The organism is Pseudomonas donghuensis (genome assembly GCF_000696345.2).
GTDB lineage: Bacteria > Pseudomonadota > Gammaproteobacteria > Pseudomonadales > Pseudomonadaceae > Aquipseudomonas > Aquipseudomonas donghuensis.
The window spans coordinates 4,767,522-4,787,811 of record NZ_CP071706.1; the positions used below are offsets into that span (position 1 = coordinate 4,767,522).

Annotated in this window: 22 protein-coding genes and 1 other RNA gene; 7 read left to right on the top strand and 16 right to left on the bottom strand. The window is 61.5% G+C overall.

Features of this window, described 5'->3' with window-relative positions; all coding sequences use genetic code 11:
• Positions 1–3 precede the first annotated feature (3 nt).
• From mraY to rsmI, 9 genes are all read right to left on the bottom strand, one after another.
• Positions 4–1,086 carry a phospho-N-acetylmuramoyl-pentapeptide-transferase gene (gene mraY / locus BV82_RS22110; RefSeq protein ID WP_036996790.1) on the bottom strand — a complete coding sequence of 361 codons (1,083 nt, stop codon included), beginning with the start codon at positions 1,084–1,086 and terminating at the stop codon, positions 4–6.
• Complete coding sequence (locus BV82_RS22115) at positions 1,086–2,456, bottom strand: UDP-N-acetylmuramoyl-tripeptide--D-alanyl-D-alanine ligase (protein WP_036996793.1); 1,371 nt, start codon at positions 2,454–2,456, stop codon at positions 1,086–1,088. Before BV82_RS22115 ends, mraY begins: the two co-directional genes overlap by 1 nt.
• Entirely contained in the window at positions 2,449–3,912 is a 1,464-nt protein-coding gene (locus BV82_RS22120) for a UDP-N-acetylmuramoyl-L-alanyl-D-glutamate--2,6-diaminopimelate ligase (RefSeq protein WP_036996794.1), read from the bottom strand. The genes BV82_RS22115 and BV82_RS22120 overlap by 8 nt, the downstream gene beginning before the upstream one ends.
• A complete protein-coding gene (locus tag BV82_RS22125; protein WP_162472686.1) occupies positions 3,912–5,645 on the bottom strand; it encodes a peptidoglycan D,D-transpeptidase FtsI family protein in 1,734 nt (577 codons plus the stop codon). The genes BV82_RS22120 and BV82_RS22125 overlap by 1 nt, the downstream gene beginning before the upstream one ends.
• Positions 5,645–5,938 (bottom strand): cell division protein FtsL, encoded by a 294-nt coding sequence (ftsL, locus tag BV82_RS22130; RefSeq protein ID WP_036996796.1) that lies wholly within the window; start codon positions 5,936–5,938, stop codon positions 5,645–5,647. Before ftsL ends, BV82_RS22125 begins: the two co-directional genes overlap by 1 nt.
• The gene (gene rsmH, locus BV82_RS22135; RefSeq protein WP_010220777.1) at positions 5,935–6,882 is read right to left on the bottom strand and encodes a 16S rRNA (cytosine(1402)-N(4))-methyltransferase RsmH; all 948 of its coding nucleotides are present in this window, start codon (positions 6,880–6,882) and stop codon (positions 5,935–5,937) included. Before rsmH ends, ftsL begins: the two co-directional genes overlap by 4 nt.
• A complete protein-coding gene (gene mraZ, locus BV82_RS22140; RefSeq protein WP_010220775.1) occupies positions 6,879–7,334 on the bottom strand; it encodes a division/cell wall cluster transcriptional repressor MraZ in 456 nt (151 codons plus the stop codon). The genes rsmH and mraZ overlap by 4 nt, the downstream gene beginning before the upstream one ends.
• A gap of 309 nt (positions 7,335–7,643) precedes the next feature.
• Positions 7,644–8,003: RNase P RNA component class A (gene rnpB, locus BV82_RS22145), an RNA gene on the bottom strand.
• A gap of 67 nt (positions 8,004–8,070) precedes the next feature.
• Positions 8,071–8,946 carry a 16S rRNA (cytidine(1402)-2'-O)-methyltransferase gene (rsmI, locus tag BV82_RS22150; RefSeq protein ID WP_026001180.1) on the bottom strand — a complete coding sequence of 292 codons (876 nt, stop codon included), beginning with the start codon at positions 8,944–8,946 and terminating at the stop codon, positions 8,071–8,073.
• 186 nt (positions 8,947–9,132) lie between these two features.
• Between rsmI and BV82_RS22155 the strand changes: the two genes are divergently transcribed.
• The 5 genes from BV82_RS22155 (at position 9,133) to BV82_RS22175 (ending at position 12,945) form a co-directional block, all read left to right on the top strand.
• Complete coding sequence (locus tag BV82_RS22155) at positions 9,133–10,953, top strand: penicillin-binding protein activator (RefSeq protein WP_036996797.1); 1,821 nt, start codon at positions 9,133–9,135, stop codon at positions 10,951–10,953.
• Positions 10,953–11,324: a YraN family protein gene (locus BV82_RS22160; RefSeq protein ID WP_010220772.1), complete on the top strand. Its 372-nt coding sequence runs from the start codon at positions 10,953–10,955 to the stop codon at positions 11,322–11,324. Before BV82_RS22155 ends, BV82_RS22160 begins: the two co-directional genes overlap by 1 nt.
• Positions 11,325–11,459: 135 nt before the next feature.
• Positions 11,460–12,053, top strand: a complete 594-nt coding sequence (locus BV82_RS22165; protein WP_026001179.1) for a phosphoheptose isomerase — start codon at positions 11,460–11,462, stop codon at positions 12,051–12,053.
• The gene (locus BV82_RS22170; protein ID WP_010220770.1) at positions 12,050–12,628 is read left to right on the top strand and encodes a BON domain-containing protein; all 579 of its coding nucleotides are present in this window, start codon (positions 12,050–12,052) and stop codon (positions 12,626–12,628) included. The genes BV82_RS22165 and BV82_RS22170 overlap by 4 nt, the downstream gene beginning before the upstream one ends.
• A 98-nt stretch (positions 12,629–12,726) precedes the next feature.
• A complete protein-coding gene (locus tag BV82_RS22175; RefSeq protein ID WP_010220769.1) occupies positions 12,727–12,945 on the top strand; it encodes a YgdI/YgdR family lipoprotein in 219 nt (72 codons plus the stop codon).
• A 50-nt stretch (positions 12,946–12,995) separates the two neighbouring features.
• On the opposite strand, the gene BV82_RS22180 is transcribed toward BV82_RS22175, so the two are convergent.
• From BV82_RS22180 to rplM, 7 genes are all read right to left on the bottom strand, one after another.
• Positions 12,996–13,427: a ClpXP protease specificity-enhancing factor gene (locus BV82_RS22180; RefSeq protein ID WP_010220768.1), complete on the bottom strand. Its 432-nt coding sequence runs from the start codon at positions 13,425–13,427 to the stop codon at positions 12,996–12,998.
• A 17-nt stretch (positions 13,428–13,444) separates the two neighbouring features.
• Positions 13,445–14,062 (bottom strand): glutathione S-transferase N-terminal domain-containing protein, encoded by a 618-nt coding sequence (locus BV82_RS22185; protein WP_010220766.1) that lies wholly within the window; start codon positions 14,060–14,062, stop codon positions 13,445–13,447.
• A gap of 118 nt (positions 14,063–14,180) precedes the next feature.
• A complete protein-coding gene (locus BV82_RS22190) occupies positions 14,181–14,960 on the bottom strand; it encodes a cytochrome c1 (RefSeq protein ID WP_010220765.1) in 780 nt (259 codons plus the stop codon).
• Positions 14,960–16,171 (bottom strand): cytochrome b, encoded by a 1,212-nt coding sequence (locus BV82_RS22195; protein ID WP_010220764.1) that lies wholly within the window; start codon positions 16,169–16,171, stop codon positions 14,960–14,962. Before BV82_RS22195 ends, BV82_RS22190 begins: the two co-directional genes overlap by 1 nt.
• Positions 16,171–16,764, bottom strand: coding sequence for a ubiquinol-cytochrome c reductase iron-sulfur subunit (gene petA, locus BV82_RS22200; RefSeq protein ID WP_010220763.1), 594 nt, complete (start codon positions 16,762–16,764; stop codon positions 16,171–16,173). Before petA ends, BV82_RS22195 begins: the two co-directional genes overlap by 1 nt.
• 264 nt (positions 16,765–17,028) lie before the next feature.
• Positions 17,029–17,421 carry a 30S ribosomal protein S9 gene (gene rpsI / locus BV82_RS22205; RefSeq protein ID WP_036996798.1) on the bottom strand — a complete coding sequence of 131 codons (393 nt, stop codon included), beginning with the start codon at positions 17,419–17,421 and terminating at the stop codon, positions 17,029–17,031.
• 14 nt (positions 17,422–17,435) lie between these two features.
• The gene (gene rplM, locus BV82_RS22210) at positions 17,436–17,864 is read right to left on the bottom strand and encodes a 50S ribosomal protein L13 (protein ID WP_010220758.1); all 429 of its coding nucleotides are present in this window, start codon (positions 17,862–17,864) and stop codon (positions 17,436–17,438) included.
• Positions 17,865–18,116: 252 nt separating this feature from the next.
• Here rplM and BV82_RS22215 point away from each other — a divergent pair, with 252 nt between their 5' ends.
• Positions 18,117–19,157 (top strand): NADP(H)-dependent aldo-keto reductase, encoded by a 1,041-nt coding sequence (locus tag BV82_RS22215; RefSeq protein ID WP_036996801.1) that lies wholly within the window; start codon positions 18,117–18,119, stop codon positions 19,155–19,157.
• 214 nt (positions 19,158–19,371) lie between these two features.
• On the top strand, positions 19,372–20,268 hold the full coding sequence (locus BV82_RS22220) for a GlxA family transcriptional regulator (protein ID WP_162835469.1): 897 nt from the start codon (positions 19,372–19,374) through the stop codon (positions 20,266–20,268).
• Positions 20,269–20,290: the final 22 nt, after the last annotated feature.

The following is a 20,290-nucleotide window of genomic DNA, read 5'->3' on the forward strand; positions in this document are numbered from 1 at the left end:
TTTCTACCTCAGTTTCAGGGTGGCAAGGCCGATCAGCACCAGAATCACGGTGATAATCCAGAAGCGGACGATCACCCGAGGCTCGGGCCAACCCTTGAGTTCAAAGTGGTGATGGATCGGCGCCATGCGGAACACGCGCTTGCCGGTCAACTTGAAGGAGGCCACCTGGATCACCACCGACAGGGTCTCCATGACGAACACACCGCCCATGATGAACAGGACGATTTCCTGACGCACGATCACGGCGATGGTGCCCAGTGCCGCACCCAGTGCCAGCGCACCGACGTCGCCCATGAACACCTGGGCCGGGTAAGTGTTGAACCACAGAAAGCCCAGGCCGGCACCGATCAGCGCGCCGCAGAACACGATCAGCTCACCTGCGCCCGGCACGTAAGGGATCAGCAGGTATTCGGCGAATTTCACGTTACCCGACAGGTAGCAGAAGATACCCAGGGCGCCGCCAACCATGACCGTCGGCATGATCGCCAGGCCATCAAGGCCGTCGGTGAGGTTGACCGCGTTGCTCGAGCCGACGATGACGAAGTAGGTCAGCACCACGAAACCGATCCCCAGCGGGATGGTGACGTCCTTGAGCATCGGCACGATCAGGGTGGTTTCGACGCTGGTCGGGGCGGTCATGTACAGGAAGATCGCCGCGCCCAGGCCGAACACCGACTGCCAGAAATACTTCCAGCGGCTGGGCAGGCCGCGCGAGTTCTTCTCGATCACCTTGCGGTAGTCATCGACCCAGCCGATGGCGCCGAACAGCAAGGTGACGATCAGCACCACCCACACGTAGCGGTTGGTCAGGTCGGCCCACAGCAGAGTGCTGATGCCGATAGCCGAGAGAATCAGTGCGCCACCCATGGTCGGGGTGCCGGATTTGGACAGGTGCGATTGCGGGCCGTCGTTACGGACCGCTTGGCCGATCTGGCGAATCTGCAGGGTACGGATCATCCATGGGCCCAGCCAAAGGGCCAGCGACAACGCGGTCAGGACACCGAGAATCCCGCGCAGGGACAGGTACTGGAAGACCGCGAAGCCTTTATAGAACTGTTGCAGATACTCAGCCAGCAGCAGCAGCATTAATGTTTCTCCCCGCTGGAACCGCACAAAGCCGCCACGACGTTCTCCATCGCAGCGCTGCGCGAACCCTTGATCAAAATAGTGGTGTTGGTGGCCTGCTCCGCGGCGCGAACGGCGTCGATCAGGTCAGCTTGATTAGCGAAATGTCGGGCATTGGCGCCGAACGCTGCTACCGCGTGGGCCATGTTGGTGCCCACCGCATAGAGTGCCGAAACCTTGTCTTTGGCGTACTCGCCTACCTGCCGATGCCCTTCCTCAGCCCACTGGCCCAATTCGCCGATATCCCCGAGCACCAGGACGGTGCGGCCGGAAAAGCCGGCGAGTATATCAACGGCAGCGCACATGGAGGTGGGGTTTGCGTTGTAAGTGTCATCAATTACCCGCACACCGTTGGGCGCCATCTGCACCACAGTGCGGCCCTTGACCGGTTGCACGGCATTGAGGCCCTGAACGATGCCATCCAGCGTCAGACCAAAGGCATGCGCGGCAGCGGCGGCGGCCAGTGCATTGGCAACGTTGTGGGTACCGAGCAGGTTGAGCTGGACCCGCGCCACGCCCAGCGGGCTGTGCAGGTCGAACGACGGGCAACCGCGCGGGTCGTGAGCAATGCTGCTGGCGTGGAAGTCGGCATTTGCGTTGTTCAGGGCGAAGGTCAGCAATGGGCGATTGCCGGCGCGTTTTTTCCAGATGCCGAAGGCCTTGTCATCAAGGTTCAATACGGCCACGCCATCCTGACCCAGACCTTCGAGGATCTCGCCCTTGGCTTCGACAATCTTCTCTGGCCCGCCGAACTCGCCGACATGAGCGGTACCGGCGTTGTTGATCAGTGCCACTTGCGGCTTGGTCAGACCGACGGTGTAGGCAATTTCGCCGATGCGCGAGGCGCCCAGCTCGATGACCGCCGCAGTATGTTCCGGGGTCAGTTCGAGCAGGGTCAGCGGGGCACCGAAGTCGTTATTGAGGTTGCCACGGGTGGCCAATACCGGGCCACGGGTACGCAGGATGCTGGCGAGCATTTCCTTGACCGTGGTCTTGCCACTGGAACCGGTAATGGCGGCGACCGGCTTGTCGAATGCGGCGCGGTTCAGCGCGCCCAACTGGCCCAGGGCCAGACGGGTATCGGCCACAACCAGCTGCGGCAGGTTGCTACCCGGCACTTCGCGCTGCACCAGGGCGGCGACCGCGCCTTTGGCGGCGACGTCGTTCAAGTAATCGTGGCCGTCGAAGCGCGGCCCGGCCAGGGCGACAAACAGCTGCCCGGCCGTGATTGCGCGGCTGTCGATGCTGACGCCATTGAAGGTTGCGTCCTGGCCGTGCAGGCGGCCATTGAGCGGCGCGGTCAGCTGGCTGAGGGACAATGGCTTAAGCATGGGGGGCCTCCCACACGGCGAGGGCTTTTTCGGCTTCGACCAGGTCGGAGAAGTCGTGGCGCTCGCCGTTGATTTCCTGATAGTCCTCATGCCCCTTGCCAGCCAGGACGATGACATCGTCAACGCCGGCGCTGGCGATAAACTGTGCGATGGCCGCGCCGCGACCGGCAACGAACTCGACGCTATCGGCCTGGGCAAAGCCAGGGCGGATATCGGCGAAGATCTGCTGCGGGTCTTCGCTGCGCGGGTTGTCGTCGGTGACCAGGACGCGGTCAGCCAGGCGCTCGGCCACTTCCGCCATCAGCGCACGCTTACCGCGATCGCGGTCGCCACCGCAGCCGAACAGGCACAGCAACTGGCCTTTGGCATGCGGACGCAGCGCTTGCAGCACCTGCTCCAGGGCGTCGGGAGTATGCGCGTAATCGACCACCACCAGCGGCTTGAGGCCGCCACCCAGGCGCTGCATGCGCCCGACCGGGCCTTCCAGCGTCGGGGTGACCTTGAGAATTTCGTCCAGCGGGTAATCCAGGGCCAGCAAGGTGCCGACCGCCGCCAGCATGTTGCTCAGGTTGAAGCGCCCGAGCAGGCGGCTGCGCAGGGAGTGCTCGCCCTGCGCGGTAACGATCACGGCGCGCACGCCATCGTCGTCAAAATGCGCTTCGCGGCAGTACAACGAAGCGGCTGGATCCTTGAGGCTGTAACTGATCAGGCGCGACTCGCCCTGCTCGGCCGCCAGACGACGACCAAACTCGTCATCGAGGTTGACCACCCGGCAACGCAGGTTCGGCCAGGCAAACAGGCGCGCCTTGGCGTCTTCATAAGACTGCATGCTGCCGTGGTAATCGAGGTGATCACGCGACAGGTTGGTCATCACCGCAATGTCGAATGCCAGGGCCGCGACCCGGCCCTGGTCCAGGGCATGGGAAGAGACTTCCATGGCCACGGCCTTGGCCCCGGCCTTCTTCAGGTCGTTGAGGGTCGCCTGCACGGCGATCGGGTCCGGAGTGGTCAGGCGGCCGTTTTGCAGCGCGCCATAAAAACCGGTACCCAGGGTGCCGATCAGGCCGCAGTGCTGACCGAGCTGGTCCAGCGCCTGGGCCACCAGCTGGGTAACGCTGGTCTTGCCGTTGGTGCCGGTGACGCCCACCAGGTCGAGCAGACGGCTCGGCTCACCATAGAAACGCCCGGCGATGTCCGACAATTGCGCCGCCAGGCCCTTGACCGGAATCAGCGGCACGTCGGTGATCGGCAACACGCTGGCGCCTTCGGCTTCGTAGGCGACCGCTGCCGCACCGCGGCTGAGCGCGTCGGCTATGTGCTCACGACCATCCATGCGCGTACCCGGTACCGCCAGGAACAGGTCGCCCGGGCGCACGTTACGGCTGTCCAGGGTCAGCTCGCGGATCGACGGATCGCGACTGGCCTGGGTAAAAAGCTTGCTCAATGGCATTGTCATCAACCGCGTCCTCCCTTGACTGGTGCAACGTTGACTTGCTGCGGTGGTGTTGCCGGCGGCAGGTTGTCCGGCGGAACATTCATCAGGCGCAAGGTGCCGGACATGACTTTGCTGAACACCGGCGCCGATACCAGGCCGCCGAAGTAACCGCCCTTGCTCGGTTCGTCGATGACCACCACCACCGCATAGCGCGGGTCGCTCATCGGCCCGAAGCCGGCGAACAGCGAGCGATAGGCATTTTCGGTGTAGCCCTTGGAGCCGATGGTGGCCTTACGCGCGGTACCCGATTTGCCGCCAACGTGGTACGACGGCACCTGGGCGCGGAACACGCCGCGCGGCGCTTCAATCACCTGCTGGAGCATGCCCTGCACGGTCTCGGCAACATCCTTGGGCACCACCTGGGTAGACTCCGGCGTCTTGTCGACCTTGAGGATGCTCAGCGGCACCATCTTGCCGTCGTTGGCCAGCGCGGCGTAGGCATGCACCAGTTGCAGCGCGGTCACCGACAGGCCGTAGCCATAGGACAGGGTCGCGGTCTCGGCCTTGCGCCACTCGCGGTGGTTGGGCAGGTTGCCGACGCGCTCGCCAGGGAAGCCAAGGCCGGTGTACTGGCCAAGGCCCAGCTGGGACATGACGCGGTAGATGGATTCGCCACCGATATCGAAGGCGATCTTGCTCATGCCGACGTTACTGGAGTTGATCAGGATGCCGGTCAGGTCGAGGATCGGGCCTTCGCTCTTGGATACGTCACGAATGGTGTAACGGCCCAGCTGCAGGGTGCCCGGGTACACCTCGACCTTGTCGGTGGGCTTCCAGCGTCCGCTCTGCAGGGCGGCACTCATGGACAACGGTTTTACCGTCGAGCCTGGCTCGAACACGTCGATGATCGCCCGGTTGCGCATGGCCGCCGGGAACATGCTGCGACGGTTGTTGGGGTTGTAGGTCGGCTGATTGACCATCGCCAGCACTTCGCCAGTCTTGACGTCCATGATCACCAGGCTGCCGGCCTTGGCTTCCTGTTCGGCGATGGCGTTACGCAGTTCGCGGGTGGCCAGGTATTGCAGGCGTAGGTCGATCGACAACGCCAAGGTCTTTCCGGCCTTGGCGTTTTTGGTTACCTGGATGTCCTTGATCAGCCGGCCGCGCCGGTCCTTGATCACCTGTCGCTTGCCGGGCACGCCGGCCAGCCATTCATCGTAGGCCAGCTCCACCCCTTCGCGACCGTGGTCGTCGAGGTCGGTAAAGCCGACCATGTGCGCGGCGACATCGCCGGCCGGGTAGAAACGGCGGAATTCCTCGATGCCGTAGACACCGGGGACTTTAAGATCGAGCACCACCTGGCCCTGCTCCGGGGTCAGGCCGCGGACCAGGTAGATGAATTCCTTGCTGGCCTGTTGCTCCAGGCGCGCTGCCAGTTGCTGCGGGTTCTGCTTGAGCGCGGCAGCCAGGGCCGGCCAGCGGTCCTTGGCAGCCTGCATCTCCTTGGGGTTGGCCCACAGGGTGGTCACCGGGGTACTGACTGCCAGCGGCTCGCCATTACGGTCGGTGATCAGCCCGCGGTGCGCAGGAATAGGAATATGCCGCAAGCTGCGGGCATCGCCCTGCCCCTTGAGGAAGTCACGGTCGACCACCTGCAGGTCGATGATGCGCCAGGCAATCGCACCGACCATCAGCGCCAGCAGGGCGATGACCACGCGAAACCGCCACGGGTAGAGTGCGCCTTCAAGCTTCATCATGGCGCCACCATCCGTACTTCGTCAGCCGCCGGGATGCGCATTTTCAGCTGCTCGCTGGCAAGGTTCTCGATACGGCTGTGGGCGGTCCAGGTGCTCTGCTCGAGAATCAGCCGGCCCCACTCGGCCTGAGCCTTGTCGCGCTCGTTGAGTTCGCCGTACAGGGAGTTGAGCAACTGACGGTTCCAGTGCGCGCTGTAGGACACCGCTACCGAAGAAACGAGCACGGCAACGAACAGCAGAAGCATCAGGAAGCTTCCGCCTGGCAAAGGCTTGGCGAACAAGCGGCTCACCGCAGCTTCTCGGCAACGCGCATGACGGCGCTACGCGAACGTGGGTTGGCCTTGAGCTCGGCCTCGGAGGCGAACTGGGCCTTGCCGTGGACCTTGATCTTCGGCTCGAAATGCTTGTGCTGGACCGGCAGGTTGCGCGGCAGGTTGTCGGCCTCGCCCTTGACCAGCTTGCGCATGAACAGCTTGACGATGCGGTCTTCCAGGGAATGGAAGCTGATCACCACCAGGCGCCCGCCGACCTCCAGCGCATCGAGCGCCGCTTCAAGGCCGGCTTCAAGATCGCCGAGTTCGTTGTTGACGTGAATGCGCAGGCCCTGGAAGGCACGGGTGGCCGGGTTCTTGCCCTTTTCCCAGGCCGGGTTGGCGACCTTGAGCACTTCAGCCAGGTCGGCGGTACGGGTGAACGGGGTTTCTTCGCGGCGCAGCACCACGGCACGGGCCATGCGTTTGGCAAAGCGCTCTTCGCCGTATTCCTTGAAGACCCGGGCGATTTCTTCTTCGGGGGCGCTGGCAATGAACTCGGCAGCGCTGACGCCGCGGGTCGGGTCCATGCGCATGTCCAGCGGGCCATCGTTGAGGAAACTGAAGCCGCGCTCAGGATCGTCCAGCTGTGGCGACGACACGCCCAGGTCGAGCAGGATGCCGCTGACCTTGCCGGCCAGGCCGCGTTCGGCGACTTCGGCGCCGAGTTCGGCAAAACTGCGCTGCACAATGACAAAGCGGCCGTCTTCGGCCGCCAGCGCTTGCCCGGTGGCAATCGCTTGAGGATCTTTGTCAAAGCCCAGCAGCCGGCCCTGCGGCCCGAGCTTGCTGAGGATCAAGCGGCTATGCCCGCCGCGCCCGAAGGTGCCATCCAGATAGCAGCCATCGGCGCGTACGGCGAGAGCCTCGACGGCTTCGTCAAGCAGTACGGTGATGTGGTTAAAGCCGCTATCTATAGTCACAGGATCAAATCACGCAGTTCATCAGGCATGGCGCCCGGTTGTTGAATAGCTGCAAGGTCGGCTGCCGAAACCGCGTTCCAGGCATCCTCGTCCCACAGCTGAAATTTGTTCAGTTGCCCCACCAGCATTGCCTTCTTGTCGAGCTTGGCGTACTCGCGCAAACGCGGCGGCACCAGGAAACGCCCGCTGCCATCAAGCTCCAGATCCACCGCATTGCCGATCAGCAAGCGCTGCAGGCGACGGTTCTCTTCACGCAATGACGGCAAGGCGCGCAACTTGGCTTCAATCAGCTCCCACTCATCGAGGGGATACACGCATAAACAGGGATCAACCGCATCGATGGTCACGATCAACTGCCCGGAACTACGCGAATCGAGCTCGTCACGGTACCGGCTCGGCATTGCGAGTCGGCCCTTTGCGTCGAGGTTGATGGCGTTGGCTCCGCGGAACACGGCTGCGATTCCCCACAATGTTAGCGTTTTTGTGCCAGAAAACCCACTTCATGCCACTTTCTGCCACTTGCGCACACTATAGGAATCCGCCTACCACACCGTCAAGGCGCGCTTATAAGGAAATCCCTTACAGATCGGAGATTTAGCGCACACGGAGAAGGCAAAAGGGTAAATCGGAGGGGATTTTGACGAAAAAAATCAAACTCACTCAGATGGATAGAGCGCGAACTTAAAGTGATTTATTAAGAGTAAGATTTTTTTGGTATTACAAAGACGCATCTGCTATCGATTCAAGCAGGAGGGGAAAAGGTGGAGAGTCGATCTGTAAGCCGGGTTCTGTCGAGGACAGTCATTCCTCTACGACGGCCATCACTGGACGCCTTTAGCAACCTACCCGGTTCCAACGCGGGCCGCGCCATATGGAACCCTATTTGGTCTTGCTCCGAGTGGGGTTTACCTAGCCATGAACTGTTGCCAGTCATGCGGTGCGCTCTTACCGCACCTTTTCACCCTTACCGGCACCGAGGTGCTTAGGCGGTTATTTTCTGTGGCACTTTCCGTAGGCTCGCGCCCCCCAGGCATTACCTGGCACTCTGCCCTATGGAGCCCGGACTTTCCTCCCCCCTCTATTGCGAAACAATAGAAGGCAGCGACTGTCCAATCGACTCTCCGCCACAAAGGTTAACGGTAGCGAGCGTCAAGAACAAGCGATAAAACCGATAATGTCACTATAACATCAGTGGGCTTTCTGTTTTTCCAGCGCCACCTGGTACAGCAGGTTCTTGCGTACGCCGGTAATTTCCGCCGCCAGGGCTGCCGCGCGCTTGAGCGGCATCTCCGCCAGCAGCAGGTCGAGAATGCGCATCGCCTCGCTATTCACCGCCTGCTCATCTTCCGGCGCGCTATAGCCCGCCACCAGCACCACGCACTCGCCACGCTGCTGATTGCTGTCGGCCTCGACGAAAGCGCGCAGTTCAGCCAGAGGCAAGCCCTTGAGGGTCTCGAAGGTCTTGGTCAGCTCGCGGGCCAGCAGCGCCGGACGCTCACCACCAAACACCTCTTCCATATCCTGCAGACACTCGAGGATCCGGTGCGGCGCTTCGTAGAAGATCAGCGTACGCGGCTCTTCCTTGACCTGACTCAGGCGCGCACGACGCCCTACAGCCTTGGCCGGCAGGAAGCCTTCGAAGATAAAACGGTCCGATGGCAGGCCGGCGGCCGACAGCGCCGCGATCAGGGCACAGGCGCCCGGGACCGGCACCACCGCAATGCCCGCGGCACGGGCCTGACGCACCAGGTGATAACCAGGATCGGAAATCAGCGGCGTGCCGGCATCGGAAATCAGCGCAACGTTATCCCCGGCCAGCAAGCGGGTGAGAAAGCGGCTGCCCTCATCACGCTCGTTGTGCTCATGGCAGGCGGCCAAGGGGGTATTGATGCCGAAGTGCTGCAACAGACGAATGGAGTGACGGGTGTCCTCAGCGGCAATCAACGCCACATCGCCGAGCACTTTCAGCGCCCGGGCACTCATGTCATCCAGGTTGCCGATTGGCGTGGCCACCACGTAAAGCGTGCCCGAAGTGGATTGGGAAGCCCCTGGAACATCAGTCACTGCATACACCTGTCGTCATGATCAAAGCGCCATTGTAGCCCGAGACCCGGCAACATTGGGCAACCAGGATCACCGCAAACCGGTGTTCCAGCACCTATATTGAAGGATTAACGCCAGCAAGATCGCGCCCCGGCCAGCGCTTGGGTACAATCGCCCGTTAATTTGATCGAGTAACAGGACCCTTACATGATCGCTTGCCTGCGGCTGTTCACAGCCCTTTGCCTCGCCGCCCTGCTGGCAGCCTGCGCCAGCTCGCCCTCGTCGAGCCTCGGCGAACTGCCGCGCACACCGGATGCCAGCATCGAGCAACTGCTTGAACAGGCCACTACCAGCAAGACCCCGGAGCAAGCAGCACTGCTGCGCCTGAGCGCCGCCGACCTGGCCTACAAGCAAAAGGACAATGCCCGCGCCGCGCGCATCCTCGAGCAAGTGCCGCTGGAGCAGCTCAAACCGGCCCAGCAGATGTTCGCCAGCACCCTGGCGGCAGAACTGGCCATGAGCCGCAACCAGCCCAAGCTGGCCCTGACCGCCCTGAGCCACCCGAGCCTGGCGCGCCTGAACGAACTGCCGGAGGATCAACAGATCCGCACCCGCAACGTGCATGCCATGGTACTGGAAGCCAACGGCCAGCCCCTGGCTGCTGCCCAGGAGCGCGTGCAACTGACGCCGCTGCTCAAGGGCAATGCCGCCAACGCCAACAATGACGCGATCTGGAACCTGGTGGCGGCAGTTCCGCGCGACCAGCTCAAAGGCTTGAGCGCCGGTACCGACACCATGGCTGGCTGGGCCAGCCTGGCCCTGGCGGTCAAAGGTGCCGGCACTGTCGAACAGCAACAAGCCGCCATCGACGCCTGGCGCACGCAGCATGCCGATCACCCGGCCGCCGCCCAACTGCCGCCATCGCTGATCAAGCTGATGGAACTGACCAGCCAGCCGCTGACCAAGATTGCCCTGCTGCTGCCACAGGAAGGCCAGCTGGCCGGCGTCGCCCGCGCCCTGCGCGACGGCTTCATGGCCGCGCACTTCCAGGCCCAGCAAGCCGGGCAGAAGCCGCCAACCATCGAAGTCTTCGACAGCTCGCGACTGACCTCGCTGGATGACTTCTATCGCCAGGCCCAGGCCTCGGGCGTGCAACTGGTGGTTGGCCCGCTGGAAAAACCGCTGGTGAAAAAGCTCGCCGCCTACCCGCAGCTGCCTATTACCACCCTGGCCCTGAACTACAGCGACGCCGGCCAGAAAGGCCCGGAGCAGCTGTATCAGTTCGGTCTCGCCGCCGAAGACGAAGCCCGTGAAGTGTCCCGTCGCGCCCGCGCCGACGGCATGGTTCGCGCCGTAGCCCTGGTGCCAAAAGGCGAATGGGGCGACCGCGTGCTCAAGGCCTTCCGCCAGGACTGGGAAGCCAACGGCGGCAGCCTGCTGGCCGCCCAGCACATCGATCAGCCAGTGGCCCTGGCTCAGCAGATCGCTGACCTGTTCCAGCTGCGCCAGAGCGAAGGCCGCGCCAAGAGCCTGCAAAACACTGTAGGCGGTGCGGTATCGGCCCAGCCTTCGCGCCGCCAGGACATCGACTTCATCTTCCTTGCCGCCACCCCGCAGCAAGGCCAGCAGATCAAGCCGACCCTGAACTTCCAGTACGCCGGCGACGTTCCGGTGTACGCCACCTCGCACGTGTACAGCGCCAGCGGCGACGTCAACCAGTACAACGACCTCACCGGCGTGCGCTTCTGCGATACCCCGTGGCTGCTCGACAGCGGCAATCCGCTGCGTCAGCAGGTCGAGCGCCAGTGGCCACAAGCTGCCGGCAGCCTGGGCCGCCTGTACGCCATGGGCATCGACGCCTTCAGCCTGGCACCGCGTCTGGGCCAGCTGCGCGCGCTGCCTGAAAACCGCATCGACGGCTTGTCCGGCAGCCTGAGCATGAACGAGAACCAGCGCATCGAGCGGCAACTGCCCTGGGCCGAGTTCTCCGGCGGCCAGGTCAAACGCCTGCCCGATACGCCACGCTGATGCCCGCCAGTTCGCGCCAACAGGCCGGCCAGGCCGCCGAACGGCAAGCCCTTGAATACCTTCAGGGGCAAGGCCTGCAGCTACTGGCGCAGAACTGGCGATGCAAACGCGGCGAGCTTGATCTGGTCATGCTCGACAGCGATACAGTAGTATTCGTCGAAGTCCGCTACCGGCTGCACGCGGACTTTGGCGGTGCCCTGGCCAGTATCGACGGGCGCAAGCAGGACAAACTGGTGCTAGCCGCCGAGTCTTTTCTGCAAAAGGAAACACGCTGGGCCAACCACCCCTGCCGTTTCGATGTCATCGCCTTGCAAGGCAAAGGCCATTCGGGCCCAGCACTGAACTGGCTGAAAAATGCCTTCGAGTGCTGAACCCGCGATCGCTGCGCCCCATTACCCCTACAACTTTTTTTGCTCTTTGCTTCACGGGCTGCACAGTCATGTGCCGGGACCTTTTTTGTATACTCCCGACGCGCCCGGCCAGCCGCCCTACTTAAGGTCACACTGATGGACATGCAATCCCGAATTCGCCAGCTTTTTCAGGCCAGTATCAACACCAAGCAACAGGCGATGGAAGTCCTTGCACCACACATCGAGCAAGCCAGTCAGGTCATGGTCAATGCGCTGCTCAACGAGGGCAAGATGCTTGCCTGCGGCAACGGCGGCTCGGCCGGCGATGCCCAGCACTTCTCTTCCGAACTGCTCAACCGCTTCGAGCGCGAACGCCCGAGCCTGCCGGCCATCGCCTTGACCACCGACAGCTCGACCATCACCTCGATCGCCAACGACTACAGCTACAACGAAATCTTCTCCAAGCAGATCCGCGCCCTGGGCCAACCCGGCGATGTACTGCTGGCAATTTCGACCAGCGGTAACTCGGCGAACATTATTCAGGCGATCCAGGCCGCACATGATCGCGAAATGATTGTCGTAGCTCTGACCGGACGCGATGGCGGCGGCATGGCCTCGCTGCTGCTGCCTGAAGACGTCGAGATTCGCGTTCCGGCCAACGTCACCGCACGTATCCAGGAAGTCCACCTGCTGGCGATCCACTGCCTCTGCGACTTGATCGACAGCCAATTGTTCGGGAGTGAAGAATGACCCCTAACCGCCTCGGCCTGATGGCCCTGACCCTGTGCCTGAGCCTCACCGGTTGCAGCTCGGTGCTCACTGCCACCCGCGATACGCCAATCGAGGACGATCGCGGCACCCGTACCTTCGGCAGCAAAATTGATGACTCGCTGATCGAAACCAAAGTATCGGTCAACGTCGCCAAGGCCAGCCCTGACCTGGACAAGAGTTCGCACATCGTCGTCAGCAGCTACAACGGCATCGTCCTGCTCGCCGGGCAGACCCCGCGCGCCGACCTCAAGAGCCTGGCCGAACAGGCTGCCAGCCAGGTCCAGCGAGTGAAAAAGGTGCACAACGAGCTGCAGGTGCTGCCGCCCTCCTCGATCCTGGCGCGCAACAATGACGCCTGGCTGACCACCAAGATCAAGACCCAGATGCTCACCGACAGCAGCATCCCCGGTTCGCGCATCAAGGTGATCACCGAGAACGGCATCGTCTACCTGCTCGGCCTGCTGACCCAACAGGAAGCCACCCGTGCCACCAACCTGGTGCAGGGTGTGTCGGGCGTGCAGAAGATCGTCAAATTGTTCGAATACATCGACTGATGAACCCATCGCGGGGCAAGCCCGCTCCTACACGGTGGGAGCGGGCTTGCCCCGCGATGAGGACCTGATTGACACCCACCTGAACCTAGGAAGTCCCCATGAAAAACGGCCTGCTGCCAACCTTGCTGATTGGCGCCCTCGCCACCCTGGCCGGCTGCTCCACCCCAAGCCAGATCACCCTCAACGACGGCCGCGAATTCCAGGCAGTCGACGCGCCGTACTACGATCGCGCCGCCGGCTTCTACGAGTTCAAGCAGCTCGATGGCAAGGTGATCAAGGTCAACAAGGACCAGGTCCGCACCATCACCGACCTGTAATCCAGGCCGGCAGACACAAAAAAGGCGATCCGCATGGATCGCCTTTTTCGTTACTTGACCACCTTCAGGCTCGGACGCCCGCTGGGCCGTGGTGGCTGGCCACCACCCTGCGGACCATCGTCATCCGGCTCAACGTTGTCGTCTTCCTCTTCATCTTCATCGTCGAGCAATGGCGGCTCGAGCTCGAAGACCATGCCCTGGCCGTTTTCCCGGGCATAAATACCCAGAATCGCACCGGCCGGCACGAACAGGGTGTGGGCGACGCCGCCAAAGCGGCCCTCGAAGCTCACTGCTTCGTTATCCATGTGCAGGTGACGTACGGCATTGGGTGAGATGTTCAGGACGATCTGACCGTCACTGGCGAAGCTCTGGGGTACCTGGACGGCCGGGTATTCGGCATTGACCAGCATATGCGGTGTGCAGTCGTTGTCCACGATCCACTCATAGAGTGCACGTACCAAATAGGGGCGACTGGAGTTCATCGACAGCTCCTTAAAACCTAGCGCATTTCACGTTCAGCAGCGGACAGGCTTGCCTGGAAGGCTTCGCGGGCAAACTGTCGCTCCATGTAATCGAGCAACGGCTTGGCCGGCCGCGGCAGTTCGATACCCAACACTGGCAAACGCCAGAGTATGGGCAATAGACAACAATCGACCAGACTTTGCTCCTCACTGAGGAAACAAGGCTTGTCGGCAAACAACGGCGACACCCCGGTCAGGCTCTCGCGCAATTCCTTGCGCGCCTGGACGCGTGCAGGCTCCTTGCTACGCGGGTCGAGTATCAGGTCGACCAGCGCACACCAGTCGCGCTGGATGCGGTGGATCAGCAGGCGGCTGTTGGCCCGCGCCACTGGATACACCGGCAACAGCGGCGGATGCGGGTAACGTTCATCGAGGTATTCCATCACCACGGTCGACTCGTACAACGCCAGGTCGCGATCGACCAGGGTTGGCACGCTGCCATAGGGGTTCACTTCAACCAGCTTGGGCGGCAGGCGACCAGGATCGACGTTGATGATCTCGACGCTGACACCCTTCTCGGCGAGAACGATGCGCACCCGATGAGAATAATGGTCAGCGGGGTCGGAGTAGCAGGCTAACCGGTTGGTCACGCCCATAGTGGTCCTCCTCGCGTATGAATTTATAAATGCTGCAAATGCAAACGCGCCCTGCGAGCGCCCCTGTGAATCCAGAGGCGCCCCAGGGCGCGTTCAACTACCAGAAACTACTGCGTGATCAGTGCACGTCCTTCCAGTATTCGCGCTTGAGCAGGTAAGCGAATACGAAGAAGAAGGCCAGATACAGCAGCACATAGGTGCCGATGCGCTGGCTTTCCAGTTTGACCGGGTTAGCCGAGTAGGCCAGGAAGGTCACCAGGTTCTTGACCTTCTCGTCGAACTGCTCTGGCGTCAGGGTACCGGATTTCGGCTCCACGGTCAGCTGGTCACATGCTTCATGGGTCAACGGCGAGCCGGTCAGCGGGTCGTATTGCTTCTTGCCATCGACCACGGTCTGCACTTGCTTGCAGCCAATCACCTGGTTGCCCTGCAGGCCAACCAGCACGTTAGGCATGCCGACGTTGGGGAAAACCTTGTTGTTCACCCCGTACGGACGCGACTTGTCTTCATAGAAGCTACGCAGGTAGCTGTACAGCCAATCGGTACCACGGACCCGGGCAACCAGGGTGAGGTCGGGCGGCGCGGCACCAAACCAGGTCTTGGCATCTTCAGGCTTCATGCCGATCTTCATGTGGTCGCCAATCTTGGCGCCGGTGAACACCAGCTTCTCGAGCATCAGCTCGTGAGGAATACCCAGGTCGTCAGCCACGCGCTCGTAACGCTGGAACTTGGCGCTGTGGCAACCCATGCAATAGTTGGCGAAGGTGCGTGCGCCGTCCTGCATGGCGGCCTTGTCGGTCAGGTCGATATCGACCTTGTCCAGCTCCAGGCCGTGTTCGGCGGCGAAGGTGAACGCGGGCATCACTGCCAGAATCAATACTGCAAATAGCTTTTTCATCAGCCAGTCACCCTTTCCGGAACCGGTTTGGTCTTCTCGAGCCGGGTGTAGAACGGCATCAGAAGGAAGTAGGCGAAATACAGGAAGGTGCATACCTGCGACAGCAGCGTACGGCCCGGGGTAGGCGCCAGAACGCCGAGCACACCAAGGATCACGAACGAGATGCAGAACACCAGCAGCCAGACCTTGCTCATCCAGCCCTTGTAGCGCATGGACTTGACCGGGCTGCGATCCAGCCACGGCAGGACGAACAGCACGGCAATCGCAGCGCCCATGGCGATCACGCCCAGGAGCTTGTCCGGCACCGCCCGCAAGATTGCGTAGAACGGAGTGAAGTACCAGACCGGGGCAATGTGCTCAGGGGTCTTGAAGGCGTTGGCCTGTTCGAAGTTCGGTTTTTCCAGGAAGTAACCGCCCATTTCCGGGAAGAAGAACACGATGGCGCAGAACACGAAGAGGAACACGACGACGCCGACGATATCCTTCACGGTGTAGTAAGGGTGGAACGCGATGCCGTCCAGCGGCACGCCGTTTTCGTCCTTGAGCTTCTTGATGTCGACGCCATCAGGGTTGTTCGAACCCACTTCGTGCAGCGCCAGGATGTGCAGCACCACAAGGCCGAGAATGACGATCGGCAGGGCCACCACGTGCAGGGCGAAGAAGCGGTTCAGGGTGATCCCGGAGATCAGGTAGTCACCGCGAATCCACTGGGTCAGGTCGTCGCCGATCACCGGAATGGCACCGAACAGCGAGATGATCACCTGGGCACCCCAGTAGGACATCTGGCCCCACGGCAGCAGGTAACCCATGAAGGCTTCGGCCATCAGCGCCAGGTAGATCAGCATGCCGAACACCCAGACCAGCTCGCGAGGCTTCTGGTACGAGCCGTACAGCAGGCCGCGGAACATGTGCAGGTAGACGACGATGAAGAACGCCGACGCGCCGGTGGAGTGCAGGTAGCGCAGGATCCAGCCGTACTCGACGTCACGCATGATGTATTCGACCGAGGCGAACGCCTCTTCGGCCGAAGGGGTGAAGCTCATGGTCAGCCACACACCGGTGACGATCTGGTTGACCAGCACCAACAGGGCCAGGGAGCCGAAGAAGTAGAAGAAGTTGAAGTTCTTCGGTGCGTAATACTTGCTGAGATGGTCTTCCCACATCTTGGTCGCGGGGAAGCGGGCGTCAACCCAATCCATGAACTTACTCATCACGCGTTCTCCTGATCGACGCCGACGACAATGATGTCGTCCGACTCATAAGAGTGCGGCGGCACTGGCAGATTGAGCGGCGCCGGCTGAGATTTGTAGACGCGGCCAGCCAGGTCGTAATGGGAACCGTGGCACGGGCAGAAGTAGCCACCGACCCACTTCGGACCCAGGTCGACAGGTGCCACTTCCGGCCGGAAGGTCGGCGAGCAGCCCAGGTGGGTGCACAGACCGACCAGCACGAGGATTTCCGGCTTGATCGAGCGGTTCGACGGATCGACGTAGGTGGGTTGAACCGATGCCTTGGACTCAGGGTCGGAGAGATCGCCGGTGATCTTCTTGAGGTTGCCGAGAATCTCTTCGGTACGACGAACGATGAACACCGGTTGACCGCGCCACTCAGCAATCATCTGCTGACCAGGCTCTACCTTGGCGATATTGACCTTCACCGGTGCACCTGCGGCTTTCGCCTTGGCACTGGGGAACCATGACCCTACGAACGGGACCGCAGCCCCCACCGCTCCTGCAGCACCCACCACGGACGTGGCTGCTACGAGGAAGCGACGCCGGCCTGCATTGACGCCGTCATTGCTCATTCAGTCCTCTCCCATCAGCTTTAATGGCCTGTTGCAACAGGCATCTACTAAGTAATTTCTGAACTGCTAAAAATTTGCCGCATGGTAATGAAAAGACCCTTCTCTGACAAGGTGATTAGCCTTGTGCCACCCCGCTATCCCTTATAACTCTTGACTTGCGTCTATGCGGCAAGTTGTCACAGCAAACAACAGCATAGTTATTCAAGACATAAAAAAAGCCCGGTTCCACCAGGAACCGGGCTTTTTTTGAACACCGAAGCGAAATTAACGCTTGGAGTACTGAGGACGCTTACGTGCTTTACGCAGACCCACTTTCTTACGCTCGACTTCACGAGCGTCGCGGGTGACGTAGCCAGCACGACGCAGAGCGCCACGCAGGGTTTCGTCGTAGTCCATCAGTGCACGGGTGATACCGTGACGGATCGCACCGGCCTGGCCGCTGACACCACCACCGATAACGGTGACGTAGATGTCGAACTTTTCGGTGGTCTCGGTCAGTTCCAGCGGCTGGCGTACTACCATGCGCGCGGTTTCACGACCGAAGAACACGTCCAGAGAACGGTTGTTGATGGAGATGTTACCGGTACCTGGACGCAGGAAAACGCGAGCGGTTGCGGTCTTGCGACGGCCAGTGCCGTAATTTTGAGTCGCCGACATAATGAACTATTCCGTTAAATCTTCAGTTCTTGGGGCTGCTGAGCAGTATGAGGGTGAGTAGCGCCCGCATAGACTTTCAGCTTACGGTACATGTCGCGACCCAGTGGGTTCTTAGGCAGCATGCCTTTAACCGCGGTCTCGATCACGCGCTCTGGGGCCTTGGCGATCAACTTCTCGAAGTTGATTTCCTTGATACCGCCCGGGAAGCCGGAGTGGGAGTAGTACATTTTGTCCGAAGTCTTGGCACCAGTGACACGAACCTGCTCGGCGTTGATGACGACGATGTAGTCGCCGGTGTCAACGTGAGGAGTGTACTCTGGCTTGTGCTTGCCACGCAGACGGCTCGCGATCTCAGTGGCCAGACGACCCAGGGTCTTGCCAGCAGCGTCAACGACGAACCAGTCGCGCTTTACTGTTTCCGGTTTAGCAGTAAAAGTTTTCATTCTTTATAGCCTCAGGGGCCGCCCAGCGAAAATAAGACGGCAGATCTTACTGGATAGTGCGCACCTTGACAAGTCAAGGACACAGCCGCACACGGACGCTATCGGGGGCTCGGGTCAGCGCGTCCAATATTCGGCAGGGTTCTTCTATGGAGCGGGGCATCACTTCCGCTGCACGGAGAGGGGCTGAATTATCCAGATTGCGAAAAAAAATTCAACCTGCTTTTATGCTTCTTTTAGACAGGAAGCAGCCGAATGGACTATCGCCAGCTGGGCCGAACCGACCTCAACGTCAGCGCCCTGTGCCTGGGCAGCATGACCTGGGGCGAGCAGAACGACCAGGCCCAGGCCTTCGCCCAGATCGAACGGGCTAAGGCCGCCGGGATCAACTTCATCGATACTGCCGAGATGTACCCGGTCCCTCCCCGCCCGGAAACCTACGCCGCCACCGAGCGCATGATCGGCAACTGGTTCAGCCAGCGCGGCGACCGTGCCCAGTGGATCCTGGCCAGCAAGGTGGCCGGGCCCGGCAATGGCATCAACCATATTCGCGACGGCCTGCTCAAGCACAACCGCCAGCACATCGTCGCGGCCCTGGACGACAGCCTCAAGCGCCTGCAGACCGACTGGATCGACCTCTACCAGTTGCACTGGCCCGAGCGCAGCACCAACTTCTTCGGCAAGCTGGGTTACCAGCATGCGCCGCAGGACCTGTTCACCCCGCTGGAAGAAACCCTTGAAGTGCTCGACGAGCAGGTCAAGGCCGGCAAGATCCGCCACATCGGCCTGTCCAACGAAACCCCGTGGGGCACCATGAAATTCCTGCAGCTGGCCGAAAGCCATGGCTGGAGCCGTGCGGTTTCAATCCAGAACCCCTACAACCTGCTCAACCGCAGCTTCGAGGTCGGCCTGGCGGAGATCGCCATCCGCGAACAGTGCGGCCTGCTGGCCTACTCGCCACTGGCCTTCGGCATGCTCTCGGGCAAGTATGAAGACGGTGCGCGCCCGGCCGATGGCCGCCTGACCCTGTTCAACCGCTTCTCGCGCTATTCCAACCCACAGACCGTGAGCGCCTGCAGCCGCTACGTGAAGCTGGCCCGCGACCATGGCCTGGACCCGGCGCAGATGGCCCTGGCCTTCGTCACCCGCCAGCCGTTCGTGACCAGCAACATCATCGGTGCGACAACGCTTGCGCAACTGGACAGCAACCTGGCCAGCATCAACCTGAAGCTCACTGACGAGCTGCTGGCGGGCATCGAGGCCATCCATCAGGACCAGCCCAACCCCGCGCCCTGAGACGCGATCCCGGTTCCCACAAACAAGGTGGGAACCGAGGGTAGACACAATCGCCAAAAAATAAGACGATCCAGCCGGTGATTGACCACTCTACCCTATAAGAATAAAGAAAATGATGTTTACCCAACCCACGGCGTCCTTGCGGCGCGTCAGTATCCTGGCCATCGACAACGTCTTTGCATCGACCCTGATGCAGGCCAAGGACTTCTTCCACCTGGCCAGCCTGCGCTACAGCAAGCAATTGGGGCTGGGCCTGCAATCGATGTTCGAAACCCGCCTGGTAAGCCCTGACGGCCTGCCGGTGCGCAGCTTCAGCGACGTGACACTGCCGGTCGACAGTGGCCTGGAAGCCGCCGACATCATCATCCTGCCGGCCTTCTGGGACGATTTCGATGCCCTTTGCCAGCGCTACCCGCAGGTACTGCCCTGGTTGCGCGAGCAGCATGCCCGCGGTGCCGTGCTGTGCGGCGAGGCCAGCGGGGTGTTCTGGCTGGCCGAAGCTGGCCTGCTCGATGGCAAGGAGGCGACCACCTACTGGCGTTTTTTCAGCCAGTTCGCCGAGCGCTTCCCCAAAGTCAGCCTCAACCAGGACAAGCACCTGACCGACGCCGACAACCTCTATTGCGCCGGCGGCACCACCTCGGCCTGCGACCTGTACATCTACCTGATCGAGCGTTTCTGCGGGGCCAACGTGGCGCAAGCGGTGGCCCGCGACATCCTCTACGAAGTGCAGCGCAACTACACCCCGGGGCGCATGGGCTTTGGCGGGCAGAAGCTGCACCAGGACCTGATCATCCTGCAGATCCAGCATTGGCTCGAGGAGCATTTCGCCGACAAGTTCCGCTTCGAGGACGTCGCCCGCAACCACGGCATGAGCATCCGCAACTTCATGCGCCGCTTCCAGAGCGCCACCGGTGACAAGCCGCTGCACTACCTGCAACGGCTACGGATCGAAACGGCCAAGGGCTTGCTGTCGGGCACACGCAAGAGCATCAAGACCATCAGCTATGAAGTTGGCTACGACGATGCGAGTTTCTTTGCCCGGTTGTTCAGGCAGCACACGGAGTTGTCGCCGAATCAGTATCGGCAGCAGTTTATGCAGGAGGCCTGAAAGGCCTCCTCAGCTTCAAGCT